Here is a 21,796-nt window from a genome sequence, read left to right on the forward strand (position 1 = left end):
GCGGAGTTGTGGGTGCTGGGGCTAAAGCGGCGTGATTCCCGCCCTCGTCCGCCGGTATACGGGAGCGGCGGCCGTTCGATCCTGCCTTCTCGTGGGCGTCAGCGGCGGAACTGCCGGCCACGCCGACGGAGCGGGTTCGAAGCCTTTATTCGCGCGCTGGCCGTGAGCCTCCAGTAGTAACCATGTCGGACAACCCGGCCTCCATGTACCGGAAAATCGACAAGCCGTCGTACACCCGTCGCGACTACGTCACGGGAATTCCGGGCTCGAAGATTGCACAGCACCAGATGGGCGACCTGCAGGCGGACGGAGACGACTACCCCGTCCAGATTAGCCTCGCCCCCGAGGAGGAGTGTCAGCTCCGCCACGGTTCGCTCGAGGCCGCGCGCCTCTCCGCGAACCGCCACCTCATCAAGGAACTCGGCGAGGGCAACTACAAGATGCAGCTCCGCAAGTTCCCCCACCAGATCATCCGGGAGAACAAGCAGGCGACCGGCGCGGGTGCGGACCGTGTCTCCGACGGGATGCGCCAGGCGTTCGGCGTCCCGGTCGGCACCGCGGCCCGCATCTACCCCGGCGACAAGCTGATGACGGCGTACTGCGACGTCGAGCAGGCGGAAGAAGTCAAGGAAGCGTTCCGCCGCGCGTACAACAAGATCACGCCGCCGTGCAAGATCAACGTCGAGCGCGGCGAAGAACTGCTGGTCCGGTAATCCGGCCGCTTCTCTCCGACTTTCCCACGCGTAGCGACGGCTTTCCTGGCGGCTTCTCGATGCCGACCGGCGTCTTTTAGTCCCACAGCGACGACGCCAGCGTATGCTCGGGCTGGCGGTTGCCAACGACACGGAGACGTTCGAGCGGATGCGCGACCCACTGGCGGACCGCGGGATTCGCGCCGAACACGTCTCCGTCCGCGAGCACGTCACCCACCTCACTGACCCGCCGTTCGACCCGACCCGGTTCGACGCGGGGTTCGTGTTCCCGGGGCGGCTGATGGAGGGCGGCGTCGTGGACGCGTTCCTCGACGTGCCGTGGGTGAACGACCGCGCGGCCGTGCTGCGCTCTCGGAACAAGGCTGGCGCGCTCGCGACGCTCGCGGATGCTGGCGTGCCCGTCCCCGACACCGTCTACGTCTCGAATCCCGCCGACGAGGACGAGGTTCGCGCGGCGTTCGAGGCCTTCGACGCGCCCGTGGTGGTGAAGCCGAACTCCACGACGCGCGGTGTTGGCGTCACGAAAGTCCACGACGCGGACTCCCTCGATGGCGTGACCGACTACCTCGAACTGGTCCACGACTACCGCGCGACCGGCGACAAGTCCTACCTGATTCAGGAGTTCCTCTACGACGCCGCGGACTACCGCGTGATGGTCTTGGATGGTGCGGTCGTCGGTGCCGTCCAGCGCGCCGCGCCCGACGGCTGGAAGCACAACGTCCACCGCGGCGCGGACGCAGCAGGCGTCAAATTACCCGAGAAACTCCGGGCACTCGCAGTAGACGCGGCGGCCGCGCTGGACGTGGACTTCCTCGGTGTCGATTTGCTCGTGACGGAGAATCGTGCGGTTGTCAACGAGACGAACGCGCGCCCGACTATCGACGACGAGGAGAAGTACGAAGACGGGTTCTACGACCGATTGGCGGCGCTCGTGGAACGGACGGCAGAACGGTAGCTACTCGACGTCGATGTTCGTCGACTCGCCGGTGCGCTCGAAGGTGACTTCGAGGATGCCGTTGTTGTAGCTCGCGGTCCCCGAGCGCGGGTCGACGGGGCCGGGGAGGCCGATGCGTTCGTCGTACTCGCGCAGGTCGCTGCTCGCGCTGATGGTGACCTGCTCGCCGTCGCACTGCACGGAGATGTCCTCCTTCTCGACGCCCGGGAGGTCGGCGATGACGCGGACCTCGTCGTCGGTCTCGTGGACGTCGACGTGGGTGTCCGTCGAGAAGCCGGACTGGTCGCCCTCGAACCCGTTCGTGCCGTCCATCATCTCGTCCATCATCCGCTCGATCTCGCGGAAGATGTCGTCGAATGGGTCGTCCCGGTCGTCGCGTCTCATACCCCGAGGTTAGGCCGCGTGCTGGAAAAGCGTTCGGACTGTCTCAGATTCCGAGGCTGTCGTTGGTGGTGGCGACGGACTCGGCGGCGTCGGCGCTGTCGGTGACCGCGCGAATCGCGTCGACGTTCTCGGGGACGACGTCGGACTCCTGGTGGATGGCCTGGAAGCAATAGAAGTCGCTGCCCTCCGTCGTGACGGATTCGCCCCAGAGACAGTTCTCCCAGAGGTCGCCGCGGGGGCGGCCGCGGTCGAGCGCCCACTCTTTGAGCTGGCCGGTGCCCTCGATGCCGAGGTGTTCGTCGACGACCGTGATGCGGGACTGCTCGCCGAGCAGCTCGCGGACTTCCTCGGCGTCGGGTTCGGCGGCGAGCGTGACGTTGATGGCGTGCATGTGCATCAGCGTCGTCGGCACCTTCAGCCCGAGCGTGTCGATGTCGAGGTCGGGGAAGATGGTGTTGACGTCGGGGCCGTGGTGGCTCGGAATCGAGATGGGGTCCGGGAGCGCGTCGTTGATGGGGCCGCGGTTCGGCTGGCTGGGGTCGCCGCCGCGGCGCACGAGCGTCGCGCGCACCTTCTCGACGCCGTACGCTTCACGGAGCGGCGCGAGGAGTCGGGAGAGCCCGGTCGTGTTACAGGAGACGACGCGCACGTGGTCGGCGCCGACGGCGTCGTCGTAGTTCGAGCGCGCGTTGAACGAGACGTCCGCGACGTCGGCGTCCTCGCCGCCCTGGTAGATGGCGAGCGTGTCGTACTCCTCGTAGAGCGCGCGGTTCTGCGCGCCGATGCCGGAAGGCGTGGCGTCCACGACGACGTCGCTCTGCGCGACGAGGTCGTCGACGAGGCCGGCGGTCTCGATGCCGGCGTCCGCGAATTTGTGCGCGCGGTCCTCGATGGCGGCGTAGAGGTCGTAGCCGCGCTCGATTGCCTGTTCGGCTTCGTAGTTCGGGCTGGTCTTGGCGACGCCGACGACGTCCATGTCGGGCTGGTCGCGGACCGCGTCCGCGACGCGCTTCCCGATGGTGCCGTAGCCGTTGATGCCGACGCGAATCATACCCGGGAGTGTCACGCGACGGCGGTTAACCGTTTCGCAGCACCGATTTACCGGGACGCGAGTGAATCCACCTGCGGCGGCGAAGCAACAAGACCTAACGCGACGCCGCGAGAACGACCCGGTATGACTGACCTGCGAGCGGCCGCCGAGACTGCCGTCGAACAGTGCCTCGGCCTCGAAGCCGACGAGTCCTGCGTCATCGTGACGGACGACAAGCGCCAGCCGATTGGCGAAGCACTGTACGACGTCGCCAGCGAGATTACGGACGCGACGCTCCTCCGCTATCCGCCGGGCGACCAGCACGGCGAGGAGCCACCTAGCCCCGTTGCCGCGGCGATGCTGGACGCGGACGTGTTCCTCGCACCAACGACGAAGAGCCTGAGTCACACGCGCGCTCGCGGGGCCGCCAACGACGCCGGCGCTCGCGGCGCGACCCTCCCCGGCATCACGGAGGACGTGTTCACGACCGGCCTCGACGCCGACTACGAGAACATCCGCCAGCACTGCGAGGACGTGCTCGCGCAAGTGGAGGGTGCAGACGAACTCCGCGTCACCACGCCCGCGGGCACGGACATCACGTTCGAGCCGGGCGACCGCGAGTGGCGCGACGACACCGGCATCGTCCACGAGCCCGGCAACTTCTCGAACCTCCCCGCGGGCGAAGTGTTCGTCTCCCCCGAAAATGCGAACGGGACGTACGTCGTGGACGGCACGATGATGCCCCACGGGAAACTGGACGCGGACGAACAACTCCGCTTCGAGGTCGAGGACGGCTTCGTGACGGAGATTTCCGACCGCGGCGTCCGCGAGCAGGTCGAGGCCGCCAGCGAGCAAGTCGGCCAGGACGCCTACAACCTCGCGGAACTCGGCATCGGCACGAACGTCGCCGTCACCGAACTCGTGGGGAGCGTCCTCCTCGACGAGAAGGCCGCGGGGACGGTCCACATCGCCATCGGCGACGACGCCGGCATCGGCGGCGACACCGACGCGCCGCTGCACCTCGACGGCATCATCCGGGAGCCCACGGTCTACGCGGACGGGGACGAAGTCGACCTGCCGAGTCCATAGTCCTCGAGTGATCAATCGCCGGGGCTTTCGAGGAAGCGTCGTCGAGGCTGACGAGGAGGGGGAAACTAGCCGTAGTTTCAAAACCCTAACTCCGCGGTCTTTTACGTACGGGGCCGCTATACGCCACCATGAGCGAAAACGTCGGGGAGCACGTCCCCTTCGAGTGTCCGTCGTGTTCGCCGGACCTCGAAACCGTCCACGAGGTACTCACCACTGGTGGCGGGAACGCGACCGTGAAGTGTACCGACTGCGGCCACGTCCACAAGGAACCCGTCGAGGAGGAGACCACCGTCAGCGTCGACGTCATCGTCTCCCAGGACGGCGAATCCTTCACGGGGACCGCGGAGTTCGACCCGGAGGAGACCATCTACGAGGGCGACGAGTTCGTCGTGGAGACCGAGGCAGTCATCGCGCAGGTGCGCGTGACGAGCATCGAAGCCGGGCCGGAGGACCGCACGACGCGCGCCGACGCCGCCGACATCGACACCGTGTGGACGCGAGAGGTCGGCAACGTCAGCGTCGACATCACCATCAACCCCAAGGAGGACAGCGAGGAGGGTAGCCGGAGCATCGAAGTCCACGTCCCCGGGGACTACGAATTCACGGTCGGCGAGACCGAGGAGTTCGGCGAGGAAGCGTTCACCATCACGGGCATCCACGTTCGCGAGAACGCGATTGACAGTTACAAATTCCCGAAGCTCGGCGACGAGGGCGACATGGTGTTCGCGAAGGACGTCAAGCGCGTCTACGGCGATGACGAGACCAGCGGCGCCTGGTCCCCCTGGTAACCCACTGAATTCGGACCCATGACCGAGGACGAACCCGACACCGACGAGGAGTTCGAGACTGGTGGCGAGTCCGGGAATGACTTCGAGAGCGAACGCGACAAACTCGCGGACGCGCTCGCCACGCGTCCGAACGTCACCGAGCGCGTCACGGACGCGATTCGCGCGGTGCCACGCCACGAGTTCGTGCCCGTAGAGCACCGCGACGCCGCCTACGACGACCGCCCGCTCCCAATCGGGGAGGGCCAAACGGTCAGCGCGCCCCACGTGGTCGCGATCATCGCGAGCGAACTCGACCTTCGGGAGGGCGACCGCGTCCTCGAAATCGGGACGGGGTGTGGCTACCACGCTGCGGTCACCGCCGAACTCGTCGGCGCAGAGCACGTTTTCTCCGTCGAGTACCTCGAAGACCTCGCCGAGAAAGCGCGGGAGAACCTCGAGCGCGCGGGCACCGGCGGCGTGTCGGTCCGGCAGGGTGACGGGCACGACGGCTGGCCCGAGCACGCGCCCTACGACGCTGCGTACCTGACGTGTGCTGCGTCCGAGTTCCCGGACGCGGTCGTCGAACAGGTACGGGATGGCGGTCGGCTGGTCGGCCCGATTGGCGACGTCAGCCAGCGCCTCGTCCGCGCCGAGAAGAACAAAGACGGGGGGCTCGTTGAGTCGGACGAAGGTCCCGTGCGGTTCGTGCGGATGCAGGGCGGCGAGTAGGGCGCTCCGACCGCTATTCTTGAGGAAATGTAGTTGTGGCCACCTCGAAAGCCCCGACGCGCTCGCTGCCTGCGGCTCACTGCGCGCTTCCCTCTCTCGCTACGCTCGTTCGGTGCAGTGCTTACGTCGCCTCGGCGAGCGACCGCGCCGCCCCTTTCAGTCCACCCGAACAGCAGTTGGGCGAGAAGCCGGCAAATGAATTTATCCCGGCGGGCGCCGAGACGCCGAGTATGGATTACCGCGAGCTGTTGCTATTGCGGGCGGCCCGGGAGACGGGCGTACTTGACGCGCTCGTCTCGAACGCGTACACAGTAGATGACGTCGCACGCGAGGCGGGCGTGACCGAGCGCGCTGCGCGCGTGACCGTGGACGCCCTCCTCGACATGGGCTTGCTGGAGGACGTCGAGGAGGGCGTGGAGCCGACGAATCGAATGCTGGGGTTCGTCACGAAGACCGACGTGCGCTCCATCGGGCGGCTGCCACACGAACTCGATACTGTGGAGGCGCTGGTCGACCTCCCGGAGACGATGCAGACTGGAGCGGTGCCGGAGCGACCGGGGAACTGGACGCGGAACCGCCTCGGCGCACGGGCCGGCGAAGACGATGCCAGCGTCCGCGCAGCCGTCACCGCGGCCGTGCGTGAGCATCCCGATGCGGACGACGTGCTCGTGGTCGCGGACGGCCCGGGCCAGCACGCGGTGGAGTTCGCGCGCCGTGGGTTCGACGCGACGCTACTCGACACGCAAGCGGTCGTGGACGCCGTCGACCCGCTGCTGGAGCGCGAGCGCGTGGACCTCGTCGCCGGCGACCCGCTAGAGGGCGTGGAGGGTGTGGACGGCGAGTTCGACATCGTCTTCCACGCGGGCGTGGCCCGTGAGTACGGCCCGGACGACAACCGCCGGCTGCTGTCCGCGGCCAGCGACGCCGCCGCGGAGAACGCGCTCGCGATTCACGTCGACACGTTCCGGAATGGGACGCCGGACGCCGCGGTTGCTGCGGAGTTGCTCGCGACGACCGAGCACGGCGGCTGCTACGAGGAGGGCGCGGTCGGCGAGTGGTTCGCGGACGCCGGGTTCGCGGACGTCCGCGCGGGCGACGTTCCCGGCACCGACTACCGGTTCGTCGCCGGCCGCAGGCGCGCCACTCAATAAGCTGGGCGGCAATTCTCGAGTATGGAGTTCGCGGCGTTCCGGGCGGAGATGGTCGACAGCCTCGAGCACGACACGAAGGCTGCCGTCCAGGCGAAATCGACCGCGCAAGCGATGCGCGAGGTGCCCCGCCACGAGTTCGTGGACGGCGGGCGGCGCGCGTACACCGACCAGTCGCTGGAGCATCAGGGCACGCGCGTGCTCGCGCCCTCTACCGTGGGCCGACTCGTGGACGCACTCGCGCCTGAGGAGGGCGACGACGTGCTCGTTGTCGGTGCGGGCGTCGGGTACACGGCGGCCGTGCTCGCGGAAATCGTCGGTCCGGAGCGCGTTCACGCCGTCGACATCGACCGCCGCGTCGTCTACGATGCGCGCTCGAACCTCGCAGACGCCGGCTACAGTAACGTGCTCGTGGACTGCCGGGACGGCGCGCGCGGCCTCCCCGAGTATGCGCCGTTCGACCGCGTGCTCGTCGAGGCGGCAGCTGTCGACCCGCCCGCGGCGTTGCTCGACCAACTCGCTACCGAAGGCCGGCTCGTCTACCCGGAGGGGACGACGGACCAGCGACTCGTCTCGATAGAGGACCGGGAGACGGTCTCGGTCCACGGCCCCGTTGCGTTCGCGCCGCTGCTCGTCGACGGCGAGCAGACAAGCGCCATCGAGCGCAATCGAACCGTCCGCGAGGACCGCGAGCGCGCGGCCAAGGAAGCCCAATCCCGGAAGGGCTGGGAGCAGGATTGGATCGACTGGGACTAGTGGCGGACGACGAGTATCTCGGTGTTCTTCCGGCGGTCGGCGTAGTCCGACCCCGACGGCGGCTTCACGGAGATTTCGAGCGTGCCGTCGGCCTGGTTCGGGCCGAGCTACGGGTCGACGTCCAGCGTCGCGGTTCCGTCGTTACCCGTGGTTGCGGTCGCGACACCGTCGAGGTCCGCGGTCCCTGCTTTTATCACGACCGTTGCACCCGCGACCGGATTGCCGTCCGCGTCGACCGCGGTCACGTCGACGGACTGGTCGCCGGGCGTGACGACGTCGGGTTCGGGGCTGGCGTCGAGTTCGCTCACAGAGAGCGTGTCGACGCCCGAGACCATGCTGAGCATCACGCTGAGTGTCGCGACGCCGACGACGAACGCGATGACGAGCCGGACGGGCAGCCCCTCAATGGCGCGCTCGTCGCGCGCGAACTGGTCGAGCCGGAGCGGGTTGGAGTCGAACACGCCACGGGTTGGCCGCGCCTCCGCACTTGAACCCTCGCACGGGAGTTCATCCGGGAAACCGCGGGCAACAGCAGCCATGGACGTGCTTGGACGCGATAGCGGGGAGGACGGCGATGGGGTGCACGGGCGCTTCGGTCGGTATCTCGCCGCGGACCAGAGCCTCGGTGCACGTGTCGGCGTGGACTTCGCGGGGCCGCACGCCGGCATCGTCGTGGGCAAGCGCGGGAGTGGGAAGTCGTATACGCTGGGCGTGCTCGCCGAAGGATTGGCGGAAACAACTGGCGTCGCGCCCGTGGTCGTCGACCCGATGGGCGCGTTCGGCGGGCTCGCAGCGGCTGGCGTCCCCGTCGTCGAGCCGCGCGTCCGGGCGAGCGCGCTGCCTCCGCGAGCGTGGTGCGAGTTACTTGACCTCGACCCGGCGGGTTCCGCGGGGACGCTCGTCTGGCGGGCTGCGACGGAAGCGGAGACGCTGGACGCGATGCGGGCGTGGGTCGCGGACGCAGATGCTACGGCTGCTGCGCGGCGGGCGGCCGCAAACCACCTCGAGCTCGCCGACTCGTGGGGGTGTTTCGCGCCAGACGCGCCGACCCCGATGGACTTGCTCGCGGACGGTGCGGTGCTCGACGGGACGGGCTTGGAGACGACTGCGTTGCAGGCGGTCGTCGCGGCGGGGCGGTATCGGGCAGCGGTTGACCGAGCGGGGAACCTACCGTGGCTACTGATAGACGAATCGCACGCGTGCGCGAGCGGCGCGGCCGCAGCTGCTGTTGATACGTTGTATACGCGCGGCCGTGCACCCGGCGCGAGCGTCGTGCTCGCGACCCAGCGCCCGAGCGCGCTGCCGGAGACCGTGATTTCGCAGTCGGATTTGGTGGTCGTGCATCGACTCACGTCGCAGCGGGACGTTGACGCGTTGGCGGCGATGCGGCCGACGTACCTCTCGGGAGGGGTCGGTGCGAAGTTGCCGTCGAGGACCGGGGACGCGCTGGTCGTCGACGACGCGACCGAGACGATGTGTGCGGTTCGCATTCGGGAGCGATGGACGGAACACGGGGGTGGGAGTCGCGTGGCCGAGTGAAGAGAACGGCTAGCCGTGGAAACGTTTACGCGGGATAGAAGCCAATAACAGCGTATATCCGGGGAGGTGACGGTTGACGAAGATACAAAGTCCCGGCTCGAAGAACTCCGAGACGAGATTCGCGCCGGGACGAGGGGCCAGTCACGCAGCAGGAGATACCTCGGAGAGCTCATCGACGACGCCTACGAGGAGACAGATGAAACCGTCGACACGTTCCGAGAATCAACAGTGCCGCTCTCCAAGGCGGAAACGGAAGCGATGAGCCGTGGCCGGCTCTACCCCAACCTCGACACACTCGTCGACAAGGGCTCATCGATAAAGGCCAACTCGACCAGCGCATCAGCTACCACACGCTCACCAGCCGCGGCCGCCGCGAGTGGGAACAGCAGTACGTCGACCTGGAAGAGCAAGTAGAATAAACATCTCGGGTAAGCGATCAGGCTTCAGTCGCCCGGATTAACGGGTCCTTTGTACGCTGAGCTGACGTGCTCGCCGTCCTGCCACTGCCAGTAGTAGTAGCGGTTGTTGATCTCCTTGACCGTGATTGTTGCTTTTGCAGGGGCCTCATCCGGTCGGTTGTCAACTTTGGGTTCCGCAGCTGTCTCCGCGGATCCTTTGTCTCGATACGTGGCGAAGTCCTCGGCGTTTCTGGCGACTTGCCGTAACTGTGCAGGCGAACACCCGTCGAGCGAATCAACGGTCTCGCCGGGCAGTGCTGTCGGAGAGGTTGATGGCTCTGGCATGGAAAGTTCATTTTATCCAATAGAAACCAGCTTGCGGGGAGTTCTGTTAGTTAAGCTTCGTGTAAGTCCGTTCCGGGAGTTACCCATACGGCCGCAAAACACGATCGGGTTTGATTTCGACGTCAACGCGCCACAGATGCTTGCAACCACCCTCGGGTGTGCGATACTCCCAATCCGGGCAGGTACATGTCTTGGCGACGATATCAACCGCGTGAACATCCTCCTCTGTTCGCTCGACCTCACGCTCACCGCCGGCGAGCGCGTCAAACGCTACTACGGGTCGAAGATGGTCGACTTGATACGGCCGTCGTCAACATCACTCTCGACCTCAGCGAAGCCGCAACCGGCGGCACGGTCGTCATCGGTAACGAAGCAGACGCCGGCTACTAGACTAATGTCCCCTTCAACGACGGTAACGACGACGGCCAGATTAGCGTCCTCTTCAACAGCTACCAGGCCGGCAACGCTGACGCCGAAAACTACAGCGTCGTCACCGCCGCTGGTGACGAGGACTCCGCGTCCCTTATCGACGGGGCTGACAGCGAAACGAACATCTCGCAGCTGTTGGCCGCCGGCGACTACGAACTCGCCGCCAGCACCTCCAGCGTCACCGACACCAGCAGCTACAGTCTGGAGAACAACCGCAGCCTCGCTGACGGTGACGTCTATAACGCGACGTTCAACCTCAACGAGCAGCGTCTCCTCCAGAAGAGCGAGGACGTTCAGTCCGTCTCTGACGAGTGCGAGACGGTCACGCGTGAAGAGAGCTTCACCTACGATGGTGACTAGATCACTGTCGAAGCCGCATCCGGCCAGACCATCTCCGGTGAAACCTCAATCGCACCCGGCACCGAGCTGACGCTCCGCGTCCGCTCGTCCGGCGACACCCAGTCTCGCTTCACCACGGGCCCGACGGTGACCGTCCAGGCTGACGGCACCTTCGCCCACGGCTTCGACTTCAGCGAGCGCAACGTGAACGACACGTTCACCGCACGACTCACCGGCGGCAGCTTCGGTGACACCGTCAGCGCTGACGGTGTTGTCGTCGAAGCCACCCAGACCGCAACGGCAACCGTCACCGCTACGGCCACCGAGACCGCTACGGCTACGGAACCGTCCGGCGAGTCCGGCGGCGGCATCCCCGGCTTCGGCATGGGTATCGCGCTCATCGCCGTCCTCGGTGCTGCCCTGCTGGCTCTCCGCCAGAACTAACGAATAACGACTGACCGCTCGTAAGCGGTCACACTACGCGGTACCCCACACTTTCTTTCACGAACCAAACCTGACAGCGGCAGCGCTACCGAAGCCGCATCAAGTGAACCCGACCGACTACCAACACGCCTATACTCGGGACGCCCGTCCCGTCTGGTAATGGTATCCGCGTTGACCGACACGCTCGCGTGGGTCGTCATCGCGGCGTTCGGAACGAGCGCAATCCTCCAGACCAACCACCGCCAGTACAGCCGGTACGCGGCTGTCGCGGCGTGGACGCTGTTCGCGGCGTTCTGGGGGCTTCTCGTGCCGTACTACTTCTTCGAGCACTTGAGCCTCATCGAGGGCGTGCTGAGCGCGGTCGCTGTACCCGCGTGTCTGTACACCGCGTACCTCGTCGGGACGGGGAAGCGCCAACTGGTGACGCTGACGCGCTCGATTGCGATTATGGGGCTGTTGTTCCTGCCGTTCCAGACCATCGAGCCGGCTCGCCAGTTCGCTATCGAGGCGGTCGCCCAGCAGGCCGAGTGGCTGATGGCGCAGTTCGGCTACTACCCGCCGGTCGTGGAGGGCGACCACGGCTACCTGGCGAAGTTCGTGTTCACCGGCGAGTCCGTCACCGGCGAGTCCGGCCACCGGTACACGACGACCGTTCTGATGGCGTGCACGGGCATCGGGAGCATGTCCATCGTCGGCGGGCTCGCGCTCGCCGTGAAAGCCCCGATGAAGCGCCGCATGCAGGCGCTCGCTGTCGCGCTCCCCGTCATCTACGGGTTGAACGTGATTCGCGTGGTGTTCATCGCCGTCGCGCACGGCAAGCAGTGGTTCCGCGGCGGCATCTACGAGTCGCTCGTGTTCGTGCTGTTCCCGACGAACGACGGCAACATGGTGTCGTACCTGTTCGCCGACCGCGTGCTCGCGCAGTCCGCGTCGGTCGTCGCGCTCGTCGTGCTGACGTTCGCACTGCTCCGCATCGTCCCGGAGCTCGGCGGCGTCGTCGAGGACGTTGCGTACATCGCGACCGGCAACGAGTACGAGATTACGCGGCGATTCGCGGAGTAACGCCGTCCAAATTACTGGCTCGATAGATGGTTTGTAACGAGGTTCCCAATCGCGATTGCCGTTACATCTATTACATCGGATTACATACAGTTATGTGTGCCCATCGACATCCAGTCTTTCGAGGAGGGCGACGAAGCCGACCTCCGAGCGGGCGGTCGAACGAACGCCGAGGAGGTGCTCGCGTTCCTCGCCGCGTCACCGGACCAGGCTTTCACGCCGAGCGAAATTCACGAGGGGACGACCGTCGCACGCGGCAGCGTCGGCGTCGTCCTCTCTCGACTGGAAGACCGTGGCCTCGTTCGCCATCGCGGCGACTACTGGGCTATCGGTGACGTTGAGGACGTCGACGTGACGCTCAGCTCGATGGCGACGGCGCGAGCCGCAACCGAACGGCTCGGTGCCGAAGACCCAGACGAGTGGGGGCCAGGCGTTGACGACAGCAGCGAGAGCGAATAGATGCCGGTCGAACAGGGTGACGTCTGGTGGGGACCTGCGCCACACAAGTCCAATCCGTCGTATCGGCCGTAGCTCGTCGTCAGCGACGAATCACATCCGTTCGCGCGAAACGAGCGCATCTGCGTGGCATTGACGACCCAGAAGCATCCGCGGGGCATTTCGATTCCGGACGACGCGTGGGTTCGCGGCGGCTCACAGAAATCTGCCTACGTCTCACCGTGGTACGTCGCCACGATGAAGCACCGCGACTTCGACGACCAGCAAGGCGCACTCTCGGACGAAATCGTCCATGCGGCCATCCGTGAGCTCCACGAGTACACCGCAACAAGTGAGTGATGAGACGAACGCTGCGCTCGTCGCGTTGACGCTTGCGGCTCTGCGTTGTCCCGGAGAGCACTCCGCGAGATTCCGAGCGTTCCGAGAACTGATTGCTTCCCCGTACAGCCAAGTCGACAGCTGCAGGTAACAGCCAGCCGGCCAGCCGGTACCGGGTGGACAGAAAGGGGCGAGACTGAAGACGAAGGGGCCCGACGCAAGCACCGCAGGCCGAAGGCCGAGGAGCACAGCGAGCGCACCGAGTCTACAGCCTCGGGGCTTTCGAGGAGGTAACGACTACGAGGGCACACCGAGAACGGAAAACGACGATACGAACCGCTAGTCGACGTGAGTTCGCTGAGAAAGCGCCCGGAGCGGGATTTGAACCCGCGTCACAACCGTGACAGGGTTGTATGATGGGCCACTACACCATCCGGGCTTGCTGCACTCATTCATAGCCGGCTTGTATTCTTAAGACTTTCCAAACGGTGGGACGTGTGCGTCGTGGTGGCGCGGGCCTCGACCGGAATCGTAGTTGACAAGACCTAAGTGCGCTGCGGGTGAATTGGCCTGTAGTATCTCGTGAGAGGTAGTTCTCCCCCCATCCAGGCACACCCATGGTAGACGTAAGCCAACACGAACTCGTCCCCGAGCACACAGTTCTCGACGAAGACGAACTTGAGGACGTGCTCGTGGACTACGACATCGACCGGACGGACCTGCCGAAGATTAAACGGAAGGACCCTGCCCTGCCGGACGACGCGGAGGTCGGCGACGTCGTCAAAATCGTGCGGGACTCGCGGACCACGGACAAAGCCATCGTGTACCGACTGGTGATCGAATAAATGCAAATCGAAGACCGACGTGAACTGTCGAGGGCGTATTTCTCGAAAGAACGACTCGCGGAACACCACTTCAGGTCGTTCAACTCGTTCCTGAAGCGCGGCATGCAGGACGTCGTCACCGAGAAGGAGCGCATCGAGACGGACATCGGTGACAAAGAAGACGAGGAGCCGGTGTGGGTCGAACTCGGCGACGTCCGCATCACGACCCCGCGCGTGCGGGAGGCGGACGGCTCCGAGGAGCTGCTGTACCCACAGGAAGCGCGACTGCGCAACATCACGTACTCTGCGCCGGTGTTCATGGAGATGAGCATCGTTCGCGGCGGCGAAGAGGAAGAAGAGCGCGTGCTGGACACGACGGAGACGAAGGTCGGCCGGATGCCGATCATGGTCGGCTCCGACAAGTGCAACATCGCGGGCTTCTCCGAGGAGGAGCTCATCGAAATCGGTGAGGACCCCGCCGACCCCGGTGGGTACTTCATCGTGAACGGCAGCGAGCGCGTGCTGATGACTAGCGAGGACCTCGCGCCGAACAAGATCCTCGCGGAGTACGACTCCAAGTACGGCGACGAGATTCAGGTCGCGAAGACGTTCAGCCAGCGCCGGGGCTACCGCGCGCTGGTACTCGTCGAGCGCAACCGCGAGGGGCTACTGGAAGTGTCGTTCCCCTCGGTCTCGGGCTCGATCAACTTCGTGACGCTGGTGCGGGCGCTCGGCCTCGAATCCGACGAGGAGATCGTCCACCGGGTCAGCGAGGACCCCGAGATTGTGAAGTTCATGCTGGAGAACCTGGAGGAGGCGGACGTCCAGACCCAGGAGGAGGCCATCGAGGAGCTCGGGCAGCGCGTCGCCTCCGGCCAGGGGAAGAACTACCAGCTGAAGCGCGCGAACTACGTCATCGACCGCTATCTCCTCCCGCACCTCCACGAGGAGGGCATCGAGGACGAGGAGACGCGCATCAACAAGTCCTACTACCTCTGTCGGATGGCTGAGGCGTGTTTCGAGCTCGCGCTCGACCGCCGCGAATCCGACGACAAGGACCACTACGCGAACAAGCGCCTCAAGGTCTCCGGCGACCTGATGAAGGACCTGTTCCGGACGGCGCTGAACAAGCTGGCACGCGACGTGAAGTACCAGCTCGAACGCGCGAACATGCGCAACCGCGAACTCACCGTGAACACGGTGGTTCGCTCCGACGTGCTGACCGAGCGCCTCGAACACCCAATCGCGACCGGGAACTGGGTAGGCGGGCGCTCCGGCGTCAGCCAGCTCGTGGACCGGACGGACTTCATGGGCGTGCTCAGCCACCTGCGCCGGCTGCGCAGCCCGCTGAGCCGCTCCCAGCCGCATTTCGAAGCGCGTGACCTGCACGCCACCCAGTGGGGGCGCATCTGTCCCTCCGAGACCCCCGAGGGGCCGAACTGTGGCCTGGTGAAGAACTTCGCGCAAGCGATGGAGCTCTCCCAGAACGTCGAAGACGAGCGCGAGTTGAAACGCGAACTCTCGTCGATGGGCGTCGAGGGCATCCCCGGAATCAGTACAGAAGCGACGACACCAGCGGACGACTAACATGAGCACGGAACGAGAAGCGAAAGTCTACGTCAACGGCAGTCTCGTCGGGACCCACGAGGACCCCGAGGAGCTGGCAGCACAGATCCGGGAGGCGCGCCGACGGGGAGAGGTCTCCGAGATGGTGAACGTCTCCGTGAAGGACCGCACGAACGAAGTCATCGTCAACGCGGACGCGGGCCGGGCCCGCCGCCCGCTGCTCGTCGTCGAGGACGGCGAGCCCCTCGTCACCGACGAGGAGATGGACGCCGTCGAGAACGGCGACATCGACTTCGAGGACCTCGTTCGCGCGGGGAAAGTGGAGTTCATCGACGCCGAGGAAGAGGAGGACGTCCTCGTCGGCGTCGACCAGGACGAACTCACGGACAACCACACCCACCTCGAAATCGACCCGCAGCTCATCTTCGGCATCGGCGCCGGGATGATTCCGTACCCCGAGCACAACGCGAGCCCACGAATTACGATGGGCGCGGGGATGATGAAACAGAGTCTGGGCCTGCCGGCGGCGAACTACCGCATCCGGCCGGACACCCGCCAGCACCTCCTGCACTACCCGCAGAAGGCGATGGTGAACACCCAGACCACCGAACAGATTGGCTACGACGACCGGCCGGCCGGCCAGAACTTCGTCGTCGCCGTCATGTCCTACGAGGGCTTCAACATCGAGGACGCTCTCGTCATGAACCAGGGCTCAGTGGACCGCGCGCTCTCGCGCTCGCACTTCTTCCGTACGTACGAAGGCGAGGAGCGCCGCTACCCCGGCGGCCAGGAGGACCGCTTCGAGATTCCCTCCGACGACGTGCGCGGCGGTCGCGGCGAGGACGCGTACACGCACCTCGACGACGACGGCCTCGTCAACCCCGAGACCCAGGTCGACGACTCTTCCGTCCTGTTGGGGAAGACGAGTCCGCCGCGGTTCCTCGAAGAACCCGAGGACATGGGCGGGCTCAGCCCGCAGAAGCGCCGCGAGACGAGCGTGACGATGCGCTCGGGCGAAGACGGCGTCGTGGACACAGTCACCCTCATGGAGGGCGAGGACGGCTCGAAGCTCGCGAAGGTCTCCGTACGGGACGAACGAATCCCCGAGCTCGGGGACAAATTCGCGTCCCGCCACGGCCAGAAGGGCGTCGTCGGCCACCTCGCACCCCACGAAGACATGCCGTTCACACAGGAGGGCGTCGTGCCCGACCTCGTGCTGAACCCGCACGCGCTGCCGTCCCGGATGACGGTCGGCCACGTGCTGGAGATGCTCGGCGGGAAAGCCGGCTCCCTCGACGGGCGCTCCGTCGACGGGACGGCGTTCACCGGCGAGGACGAGGACGAGCTACGCTCGACGCTGGAGGACCGCGGCTTCAAGTCCTCCGGCAAGGAAGTGCTGTACTCTGGCGTTTCGGGGGAGAAAATCGAGGCCGAGATTTTCGTCGGCACGATTTTCTACCACAAGCTCTACCACATGGTGTCGAACAAGCTCCACGCCCGCTCGAAGGGGCCGGTCCAGGTCCTCACGCGGCAGCCGACGGAGGGGCGCGCCCGCGAGGGTGGCCTCCGCGTCGGGGAGATGGAGCGCGACACCGTCATCGGCCACGGCGCCGCGATGGTGCTCAAAGAGCGCCTGCTTGACTCCTCGGACCGCGAGGAGATTCACGTCTGTGGCAACTGCGGCATGACGGCCGTGGAGAACTACGAGCAGCGCCGCGTCTACTGTCCGAACTGTGAGGAGGAGACGGACGTGCACAGCCTCGAGATGAGTTACGCGTTCAAACTCCTGCTCGACGAGATGAAAGCGCTCGGCATCGCGCCGCGACTCGAACTGGAGGACGCAGTATGAGCACAGGACAATCACCTATGGAGATCGGCGAAATCAGCTTCGGGCTGATGGACCCGGAGGAGTACCGCGACATGTCCGCGACGAAAGTCATCACCGCGGACACCTACGACGACGACGGCTTCCCCATCGACATGGGCCTGATGGACCCGCGCCTGGGCGTCATCGACCCCGGGCTGGAGTGCAAGACGTGCGGCCAGCGCTCCGGGAGCTGTAACGGCCACTTCGGCCACATCGAGCTCGCCGCGCCCGTCATCCACGTCGGGTTCGCGAAGCTCATCCGCCGGCTGCTGCGCGGGACGTGCCGGGACTGCGCGCGCCTCCTGCTCACCGAGGAGGAGAAAGAGGAGTACCGCGAAGACCTCGACCGCACGCGCAGCCTCCGCGAGGACGTCTCCGACGTCACGAAGGCCGCCATCCGGGAGGCCCGCAAGAAGGACCACTGCCCGCACTGCGGGGAAGTCCAGTACGACGTCAAACACGAGAAGCCGACGACGTACTACGAAGTCCAGCAGGTCCTCGCGAGCGACTACAGCGAGCGCATCGCCGCCGCGATGCAGCCCGACCCCGACGAGGACGACTCGGGTATCAGCCCGCAGGAGCTCGCCGAGCAGACGGACATCGAGATTAGCCGCATCAACGACATCCTCTCCGGGGAGTTCCGGCCGCGCCGCGAGGACCGCGAGGCCATCGAGGCCGCCATCGGCGCGGACCTCACCACCGAGGACATGAACAAGCTGATGCCCTCGGACATTCGCGACTGGTTCGAGGACATCCCCGGCGAGGACCTCGCCGTGCTCGGCATTGACCCCGAGAAGAGCCGGCCCGAGTGGATGATTCTGACCGTCCTCCCGGTGCCGCCGGTGACCGCGCGGCCGTCGATTACGCTCGACAACGGCCAGCGCAGCGAGGACGACCTCACGCACAAGCTCGTGGACATCATCCGCATCAACCAGCGGTTCATGGAGAACCGCGAGGCGGGTGCGCCCCAGCTCATCATCGAGGACCTCTGGGAGCTGCTGCAGTACCACGTCACGACGTTCATGGACAACGAGATTTCGGGAACGCCGCCCGCTCGCCACCGTTCGGGCCGCCCGCTGAAGACGCTCAGCCAGCGCCTGAAGGGTAAGGAGGGCCGGTTCCGTGGCTCGCTGTCCGGAAAGCGCGTGAACTTCTCCGCGCGGACCGTCATTTCGCCGGACCCGACGCTGTCGCTGAACGAGGTCGGTGTGCCCGACCGCGTGGCGACCGAGATGACCCAGACGATGGTCGTCAACGACCAGAACGTCGAACGCGCCCGCACGTACGTCCGCAACGGCCCGGAAGGCCACCCGGGCGCGAACTACGTCACGCGACCCGACGGCCGCCGCGTCCGCGTCACTGAGAAGGTCTGCGAGGAGCTCGCCGAGCGCGTCGAGCCCGGCTGGGAGGTCCAGCGCCACCTCATCGACGGCGACATCATCATCTTCAACCGACAGCCGTCGCTGCACCGGATGTCCATCATGGCCCACGAGGTCGTGGTGATGCCGTACAAGACGTTCCGCCTGAACACCGTCGTCTGTCCGCCGTACAACGCCGACTTCGACGGCGACGAGATGAACATGCACGCCCTCCAGAACGAGGAGGCGCGTGCCGAGGCGCGCGTGCTGATGCGCGTCCAGGAGCAGATTCTCTCGCCGCGCTTCGGTGAGAACATCATCGGCGCGATTCAGGACCACATCAGCGGGACGTACCTGCTCACGCACGACAACCCGCGGTTCAACGAGACGCAGGCCTCCGACCTGCTGCGCCAGACCAGCATCGACGAGCTCCCCGAGCCCGCCGGCACCGAGGACGGCGAGCCCTACTGGGAGGGACGACAGATTTTCAGCGAACTGCTGCCCGACGACCTCAACCTCGACTTCACGGGGACCGTCGGCGAGCCGGTCGTCATCGAGAACGGCCAGCTCCTCGAGGGTACCATCGCCGAGAACGAAATCGGTGGGTTCGGCGGCGAAATCGTCGACACCATCGCGAAAGTCCACGGGAAGACCCGCGCGCGCATCTTCATCAACGAGGTCGCCTCGCTGGCGATGCGCTCGATTATGCACTTCGGGTTCTCCATCGGCATCGACGACGAGACCGTCTCCACGGAAGCCCGCGAACGCATCGACGAGGCCATCGGGTCGGCGTACGACCGCGTGCAGGAACTCATCGAGACCTACGAGAACGGCGACCTCGAATCCCTGCCCGGCCGCACCGTCGACGAGACCCTCGAGATGAAAATCATGCAGACGCTCGGGAAGGCCCGTGACTCCGCCGGCGACGTCGCCGCGGAGAACTTCGACGCGGACAACCCCGCCGTCGTCATGGCCGACTCCGGCGCGCGTGGGTCGATGCTGAACCTCACGCAGATGGCCGGCTGTGTCGGCCAGCAGGCAGTCCGTGGCGAGCGCATCAACCGCGGCTACGAGGACCGCACGCTCAGCCACTTCGAGCCGAACGACCTCTCCAGTGAAGCCCACGGCTTCGTGGAGAACTCCTACACGAGCGGCCTCACCCCGAAAGAGTTCTTCTTCCACGCGATGGGTGGCCGCGAGGGCCTGGTGGACACGGCAGTCCGGACGTCGAAGTCCGGCTACCTCCAGCGCCGCCTCATCAACGCACTCTCCGAGCTGGAGACCCAGTACGACGGGACGGTCCGCGACACCAGCGACACCATCGTCCAGTTCGAATTCGGCGAGGACGGCACGTCGCCCGTCGAGGTGTCCTCCAGCGAGGAGGTCGACGTCGACGTCGAACACATCGCCGACCGCATCATCGAATCCGAATTCGAGAGCACCGAGGAGAAAGAGGAGTTCCTCGGCGTCCAGGAGCCGCCGACGAACCTCTCCGAGCACGGCGCGTCCTGGGAGGTGGAATCCGATGACTGAAATCACACCCGCGATTCGCGACCACGTCGAAGCATCGGAACTCCCGCGACGCCTCAAGGAACGCGTCTACGACACCATCGAGGACCGCGAAGACGTCACCATCCCGGAAGCCAAAGACATCGCGACCGCAGTCGAGTCCCAGTACATCGACACGCGCGTCGACCCCCTCGAACCCGTGGGGACCGTCTCCGCGCAGTCCATCGGGGAGCCGGGGACGCAGATGACGATGAACACGTTCCACTACGCTGGCGTCGCGGAGATGGACGTGACGCAGGGCCTGCCACGGCTCATCGAGCTCGTGGACGCCCGAAAGACCCCGGACACGCCCATCATGACGGTGTACCTCGAAGACGAGTACGCCGAGGAGCGCGAACGCGCCCACGAGGTCGTGTGGAGCATCGAGGCGACGAAGATTCTCGCGCTCGGTGACATCTCCACGAACGTCGCCGACATGGTCGTCCAGATCGACCTCAACGAGGACACGCTCCAGGAGCGGTGGCCGCTCAAGGACTCCACGAACGAAATCGCGGGCGAAATCGCCGAGACCATCGAAGGCAGCCTCGGCGTCCAGGTCACCCAGCAGGGGACCGTCCTGGAGTTCGGCCCGAGCGAGCCGTCGTACCGCGAACTCCTCCAGCTCGTCGAACAGCTCCGCGACATCGTGTTCAAGGGCATCGAGGACGTCTCCCGCGTCGTCATTCGCCGCGAGGAGACCGAGCGCGGCGAGGAGTTCGTCCTCTACACGGAGGGGTCGGCGTTCAAGAAGGCGCTCAGCATCGAGGGCGTCGACGCCTCCCGCACGTCGTGTAACAACATCCACGAGGTCCACAAGACCCTCGGCATCGAGGCCGCCCGCGAGGCCATCATCGAGGAGACGATGACCACGCTCGAAGAGCAGGGTCTCGACGACGTGAACATCCGCCACCTGATGCTGGTCGCGGACATCATGACCAACGACGGCACCATCCAGTCCATCGGCCGGCACGGCATCTCCGGGAACAAGGACTCCGTGCTCGCCCGCGCAGCGTTCGAGGTCACCGTCAGTCACCTCCTGGACGCCGCCATCTACGGCGAGGCTGACGACCTCGACGGCGTCATCGAGAACGTCATCGTCGGGAAGCCCGTCCAGCTCGGCACCGGCGACGTTGACCTCCGGATGGGCGCCAGCAAGTCCGACTGATGACAGTCAGGCTCTCCGACGAGGCGCGCCGCCTCATCGCCGCGTTCGAGGACGAGACCGACGCCGACGCCGTCGACTGCGTCGTCGACGACGAGGAGGACCGCGTCATCTTCGTCGTTGCCGCCGGCGAGATGGGGTCGGCCATCGGCCCCGGCGGCAGCCGCGTCGAAGAGCTCGAAGAGAAACTCGGCCGCGACGTGATGCTCGTCGAGGACGCACCGACGCCGGAGGGCTTCGTTGCGAACGCGCTCTCCCCGGCGGCCGTCTACAACGTCACCATCAGCGAGAACGACACCACGGTCGCGTACGCTGAAGTCGCCCACGAAGACAAGGGCGTCGCCATCGGTACCGGCGGGAAGAACATCGAAGCCGCCAAACAACTCGCGAAACGGCACTTCGACATCGACGACATCCAGCTCACCTGAGGCGCACTTTTTGCGCTGCGGGGGTCGCTACTGCTCGCTGATGCGCTTTACCCTGCTTCGATCAGTGTCAAGCATCTGGGAACCGAGCGGGACGGTAGGCTCAGTAGGGTCCCGGTTTGCGCTGTGGCCGCAAGGAGTGGGGGCG

22 protein-coding genes, 1 tRNA gene and 3 pseudogenes are annotated in these 21,796 nt (G+C 65.9%); 20 read left to right on the forward strand and 6 right to left on the reverse strand.

What is annotated here, in order from left to right:
- The first annotated feature begins 182 nt into the window (after positions 1 to 182).
- Together LPA44_RS01875 and LPA44_RS01880 are read left to right on the forward strand one after the other, a co-directional pair.
- Positions 183 to 713 carry a 50S ribosomal protein L16 gene (locus LPA44_RS01875; protein ID WP_230887894.1) on the forward strand — a complete coding sequence of 177 codons (531 nt, stop codon included), beginning with the start codon at positions 183 to 185 and terminating at the stop codon, positions 711 to 713.
- 103 nt (positions 714 to 816) lie between these two features.
- Entirely contained in the window at positions 817 to 1,668 is an 852-nt protein-coding gene (locus LPA44_RS01880; RefSeq protein ID WP_230887895.1) for an ATP-grasp domain-containing protein, read from the forward strand.
- Here the strand turns inward: LPA44_RS01880 and LPA44_RS01885 are convergent, their stop codons facing one another.
- Positions 1,669 to 2,052, reverse strand: a complete 384-nt coding sequence (locus LPA44_RS01885; protein ID WP_230887896.1) for an Hsp20/alpha crystallin family protein — start codon at positions 2,050 to 2,052, stop codon at positions 1,669 to 1,671. It lies immediately after the preceding gene.
- Between the two features lie 43 nt (positions 2,053 to 2,095).
- Positions 2,096 to 3,103: a type II glyceraldehyde-3-phosphate dehydrogenase gene (locus LPA44_RS01890; RefSeq protein ID WP_230887897.1), complete on the reverse strand. Its 1,008-nt coding sequence runs from the start codon at positions 3,101 to 3,103 to the stop codon at positions 2,096 to 2,098.
- A 123-nt stretch (positions 3,104 to 3,226) separates the two neighbouring features.
- Between LPA44_RS01890 and LPA44_RS01895 the strand changes: the two genes are divergently transcribed.
- The 5 genes from LPA44_RS01895 to LPA44_RS01915 all read left to right on the forward strand — a co-directional run bounded on the left by LPA44_RS01895 (position 3,227) and on the right by LPA44_RS01915 (position 7,571).
- Entirely contained in the window at positions 3,227 to 4,171 is a 945-nt protein-coding gene (locus LPA44_RS01895) for an aminopeptidase (RefSeq protein WP_230887898.1), read from the forward strand.
- 128 nt (positions 4,172 to 4,299) lie between these two features.
- Positions 4,300 to 4,959, forward strand: coding sequence for an HVO_0476 family zinc finger protein (locus LPA44_RS01900; protein WP_230887899.1), 660 nt, complete (start codon positions 4,300 to 4,302; stop codon positions 4,957 to 4,959).
- An 18-nt stretch (positions 4,960 to 4,977) separates the two neighbouring features.
- Positions 4,978 to 5,667, forward strand: coding sequence for a protein-L-isoaspartate(D-aspartate) O-methyltransferase (locus tag LPA44_RS01905; protein WP_230887900.1), 690 nt, complete (start codon positions 4,978 to 4,980; stop codon positions 5,665 to 5,667).
- Between the two features lie 230 nt (positions 5,668 to 5,897).
- Complete coding sequence (locus tag LPA44_RS01910; protein WP_230887901.1) at positions 5,898 to 6,818, forward strand: hypothetical protein; 921 nt, start codon at positions 5,898 to 5,900, stop codon at positions 6,816 to 6,818.
- A gap of 21 nt (positions 6,819 to 6,839) precedes the next feature.
- Entirely contained in the window at positions 6,840 to 7,571 is a 732-nt protein-coding gene (locus LPA44_RS01915; RefSeq protein WP_230887902.1) for a protein-L-isoaspartate O-methyltransferase family protein, read from the forward strand.
- Here the strand turns inward: LPA44_RS01915 and LPA44_RS01920 are convergent.
- Positions 7,568 to 8,032: pseudogene (locus LPA44_RS01920) on the reverse strand (DUF7382 domain-containing protein). The gene LPA44_RS01915 and the pseudogene LPA44_RS01920 overlap by 4 nt on opposite strands.
- 76 nt (positions 8,033 to 8,108) lie before the next feature.
- Here LPA44_RS01920 and LPA44_RS01925 point away from each other — a divergent pair.
- On the forward strand, positions 8,109 to 9,110 hold the full coding sequence (locus LPA44_RS01925; RefSeq protein WP_230887903.1) for an ATP-binding protein: 1,002 nt from the start codon (positions 8,109 to 8,111) through the stop codon (positions 9,108 to 9,110).
- A 267-nt stretch (positions 9,111 to 9,377) separates the two neighbouring features.
- Positions 9,378 to 9,529 (forward strand): annotated as a pseudogene (locus LPA44_RS01930) (PadR family transcriptional regulator); the annotation flags it as partial.
- A 24-nt stretch (positions 9,530 to 9,553) separates the two neighbouring features.
- On the opposite strand, the gene LPA44_RS01935 reads toward LPA44_RS01930, so the two are convergent.
- Both LPA44_RS01935 and LPA44_RS01940 read right to left on the reverse strand, forming a co-directional pair.
- Positions 9,554 to 9,853 carry a hypothetical protein gene (locus tag LPA44_RS01935; protein WP_230887904.1) on the reverse strand — a complete coding sequence of 100 codons (300 nt, stop codon included), beginning with the start codon at positions 9,851 to 9,853 and terminating at the stop codon, positions 9,554 to 9,556.
- Positions 9,854 to 9,932: 79 nt separating this feature from the next.
- Complete coding sequence (locus LPA44_RS01940) at positions 9,933 to 10,055, reverse strand: SWIM zinc finger family protein (protein WP_230887947.1); 123 nt, start codon at positions 10,053 to 10,055, stop codon at positions 9,933 to 9,935.
- Between the two features lie 203 nt (positions 10,056 to 10,258).
- On the opposite strand from LPA44_RS01940, the pseudogene LPA44_RS18315 reads away from it, so the two are divergent.
- The 5 genes and pseudogenes from LPA44_RS18315 to LPA44_RS01965 all read left to right on the forward strand — a co-directional run.
- Positions 10,259 to 10,642 (forward strand): annotated as a pseudogene (locus LPA44_RS18315) (DUF7827 domain-containing protein); the annotation flags it as partial.
- Complete coding sequence (locus LPA44_RS01950; protein WP_330166473.1) at positions 10,643 to 11,065, forward strand: BGTF surface domain-containing protein; 423 nt, start codon at positions 10,643 to 10,645, stop codon at positions 11,063 to 11,065.
- A 159-nt stretch (positions 11,066 to 11,224) separates the two neighbouring features.
- A complete protein-coding gene (artA, locus tag LPA44_RS01955; RefSeq protein ID WP_230887907.1) occupies positions 11,225 to 12,127 on the forward strand; it encodes an archaeosortase A in 903 nt (300 codons plus the stop codon).
- 96 nt (positions 12,128 to 12,223) lie between these two features.
- Positions 12,224 to 12,583 (forward strand): MarR family transcriptional regulator, encoded by a 360-nt coding sequence (locus tag LPA44_RS01960; RefSeq protein WP_230887908.1) that lies wholly within the window; start codon positions 12,224 to 12,226, stop codon positions 12,581 to 12,583.
- A 123-nt stretch (positions 12,584 to 12,706) separates the two neighbouring features.
- Complete coding sequence (locus LPA44_RS01965; protein ID WP_230887909.1) at positions 12,707 to 12,919, forward strand: hypothetical protein; 213 nt, start codon at positions 12,707 to 12,709, stop codon at positions 12,917 to 12,919.
- Positions 12,920 to 13,264: 345 nt separating this feature from the next.
- On the opposite strand, the gene LPA44_RS01970 is transcribed toward LPA44_RS01965, so the two are convergent.
- A tRNA-Asp gene (locus LPA44_RS01970) sits at positions 13,265 to 13,337 on the reverse strand.
- Positions 13,338 to 13,515: 178 nt separating this feature from the next.
- On the opposite strand from LPA44_RS01970, the gene LPA44_RS01975 reads away from it, so the two are divergent.
- Genes LPA44_RS01975 through LPA44_RS02000 form a run of 6 tightly spaced genes read left to right on the forward strand, consistent with a single transcriptional unit; the run spans position 13,516 to position 21,651 of the window.
- Complete coding sequence (locus LPA44_RS01975; RefSeq protein WP_058980873.1) at positions 13,516 to 13,743, forward strand: DNA-directed RNA polymerase subunit H; 228 nt, start codon at positions 13,516 to 13,518, stop codon at positions 13,741 to 13,743.
- The gene (locus LPA44_RS01980; RefSeq protein ID WP_230887910.1) at positions 13,744 to 15,309 is read left to right on the forward strand and encodes a DNA-directed RNA polymerase subunit B''; all 1,566 of its coding nucleotides are present in this window, start codon (positions 13,744 to 13,746) and stop codon (positions 15,307 to 15,309) included.
- A gap of 1 nt (position 15,310) precedes the next feature.
- Positions 15,311 to 17,137: a DNA-directed RNA polymerase subunit B gene (gene rpoB / locus LPA44_RS01985; protein ID WP_230887911.1), complete on the forward strand. Its 1,827-nt coding sequence runs from the start codon at positions 15,311 to 15,313 to the stop codon at positions 17,135 to 17,137.
- Positions 17,134 to 20,046, forward strand: coding sequence for a DNA-directed RNA polymerase subunit A' (locus LPA44_RS01990; protein WP_230887912.1), 2,913 nt, complete (start codon positions 17,134 to 17,136; stop codon positions 20,044 to 20,046). Before rpoB ends, LPA44_RS01990 begins: the two co-directional genes overlap by 4 nt.
- A complete protein-coding gene (rpoA2, locus tag LPA44_RS01995; protein ID WP_230887913.1) occupies positions 20,039 to 21,226 on the forward strand; it encodes a DNA-directed RNA polymerase subunit A'' in 1,188 nt (395 codons plus the stop codon). The genes LPA44_RS01990 and rpoA2 overlap by 8 nt, the downstream gene beginning before the upstream one ends.
- Positions 21,226 to 21,651, forward strand: coding sequence for a NusA-like transcription termination signal-binding factor (locus LPA44_RS02000; RefSeq protein WP_230887914.1), 426 nt, complete (start codon positions 21,226 to 21,228; stop codon positions 21,649 to 21,651). The genes rpoA2 and LPA44_RS02000 overlap by 1 nt, the downstream gene beginning before the upstream one ends.
- The last annotated feature ends 145 nt before the right edge of the window (positions 21,652 to 21,796 follow it).

It is taken from the genome of Halobacterium sp. KA-4, assembly GCF_021028995.1.
GTDB lineage: Archaea > Halobacteriota > Halobacteria > Halobacteriales > Halobacteriaceae > Halobacterium.

Excerpts from the sequence above, each read along its gene's own strand:
- LPA44_RS01875 (WP_230887894.1), top strand. The coding sequence starts at position 183 with ATGTCGGACAACCCGGCCTCCATGTACCGGAAAATCGACAAGCCGTCG.
- LPA44_RS01880 (WP_230887895.1), top strand. The coding sequence starts at position 817 with ATGCTCGGGCTGGCGGTTGCCAACGACACGGAGACGTTCGAGCGGATG.
- LPA44_RS01885 (WP_230887896.1), bottom strand. The coding sequence starts at position 2,052 with ATGAGACGCGACGACCGGGACGACCCATTCGACGACATCTTCCGCGAG.
- LPA44_RS01890 (WP_230887897.1), bottom strand. The coding sequence starts at position 3,103 with ATGATTCGCGTCGGCATCAACGGCTACGGCACCATCGGGAAGCGCGTC.
- LPA44_RS01895 (WP_230887898.1), top strand. The coding sequence starts at position 3,227 with ATGACTGACCTGCGAGCGGCCGCCGAGACTGCCGTCGAACAGTGCCTC.
- LPA44_RS01900 (WP_230887899.1), top strand. The coding sequence starts at position 4,300 with ATGAGCGAAAACGTCGGGGAGCACGTCCCCTTCGAGTGTCCGTCGTGT.
- LPA44_RS01905 (WP_230887900.1), top strand. The coding sequence starts at position 4,978 with ATGACCGAGGACGAACCCGACACCGACGAGGAGTTCGAGACTGGTGGC.
- LPA44_RS01910 (WP_230887901.1), top strand. The coding sequence starts at position 5,898 with ATGGATTACCGCGAGCTGTTGCTATTGCGGGCGGCCCGGGAGACGGGC.
- LPA44_RS01915 (WP_230887902.1), top strand. The coding sequence starts at position 6,840 with ATGGAGTTCGCGGCGTTCCGGGCGGAGATGGTCGACAGCCTCGAGCAC.
- LPA44_RS01925 (WP_230887903.1), top strand. The coding sequence starts at position 8,109 with ATGGACGTGCTTGGACGCGATAGCGGGGAGGACGGCGATGGGGTGCAC.
- LPA44_RS01935 (WP_230887904.1), bottom strand. The coding sequence starts at position 9,853 with ATGCCAGAGCCATCAACCTCTCCGACAGCACTGCCCGGCGAGACCGTT.
- artA (WP_230887907.1), top strand. The coding sequence starts at position 11,225 with ATGGTATCCGCGTTGACCGACACGCTCGCGTGGGTCGTCATCGCGGCG.
- LPA44_RS01975 (WP_058980873.1), top strand. The coding sequence starts at position 13,516 with ATGGTAGACGTAAGCCAACACGAACTCGTCCCCGAGCACACAGTTCTC.
- LPA44_RS01980 (WP_230887910.1), top strand. The coding sequence starts at position 13,744 with ATGCAAATCGAAGACCGACGTGAACTGTCGAGGGCGTATTTCTCGAAA.
- rpoB (WP_230887911.1), top strand. The coding sequence starts at position 15,311 with ATGAGCACGGAACGAGAAGCGAAAGTCTACGTCAACGGCAGTCTCGTC.
- LPA44_RS01990 (WP_230887912.1), top strand. The coding sequence starts at position 17,134 with ATGAGCACAGGACAATCACCTATGGAGATCGGCGAAATCAGCTTCGGG.
- rpoA2 (WP_230887913.1), top strand. The coding sequence starts at position 20,039 with ATGACTGAAATCACACCCGCGATTCGCGACCACGTCGAAGCATCGGAA.
- LPA44_RS02000 (WP_230887914.1), top strand. The coding sequence starts at position 21,226 with ATGACAGTCAGGCTCTCCGACGAGGCGCGCCGCCTCATCGCCGCGTTC.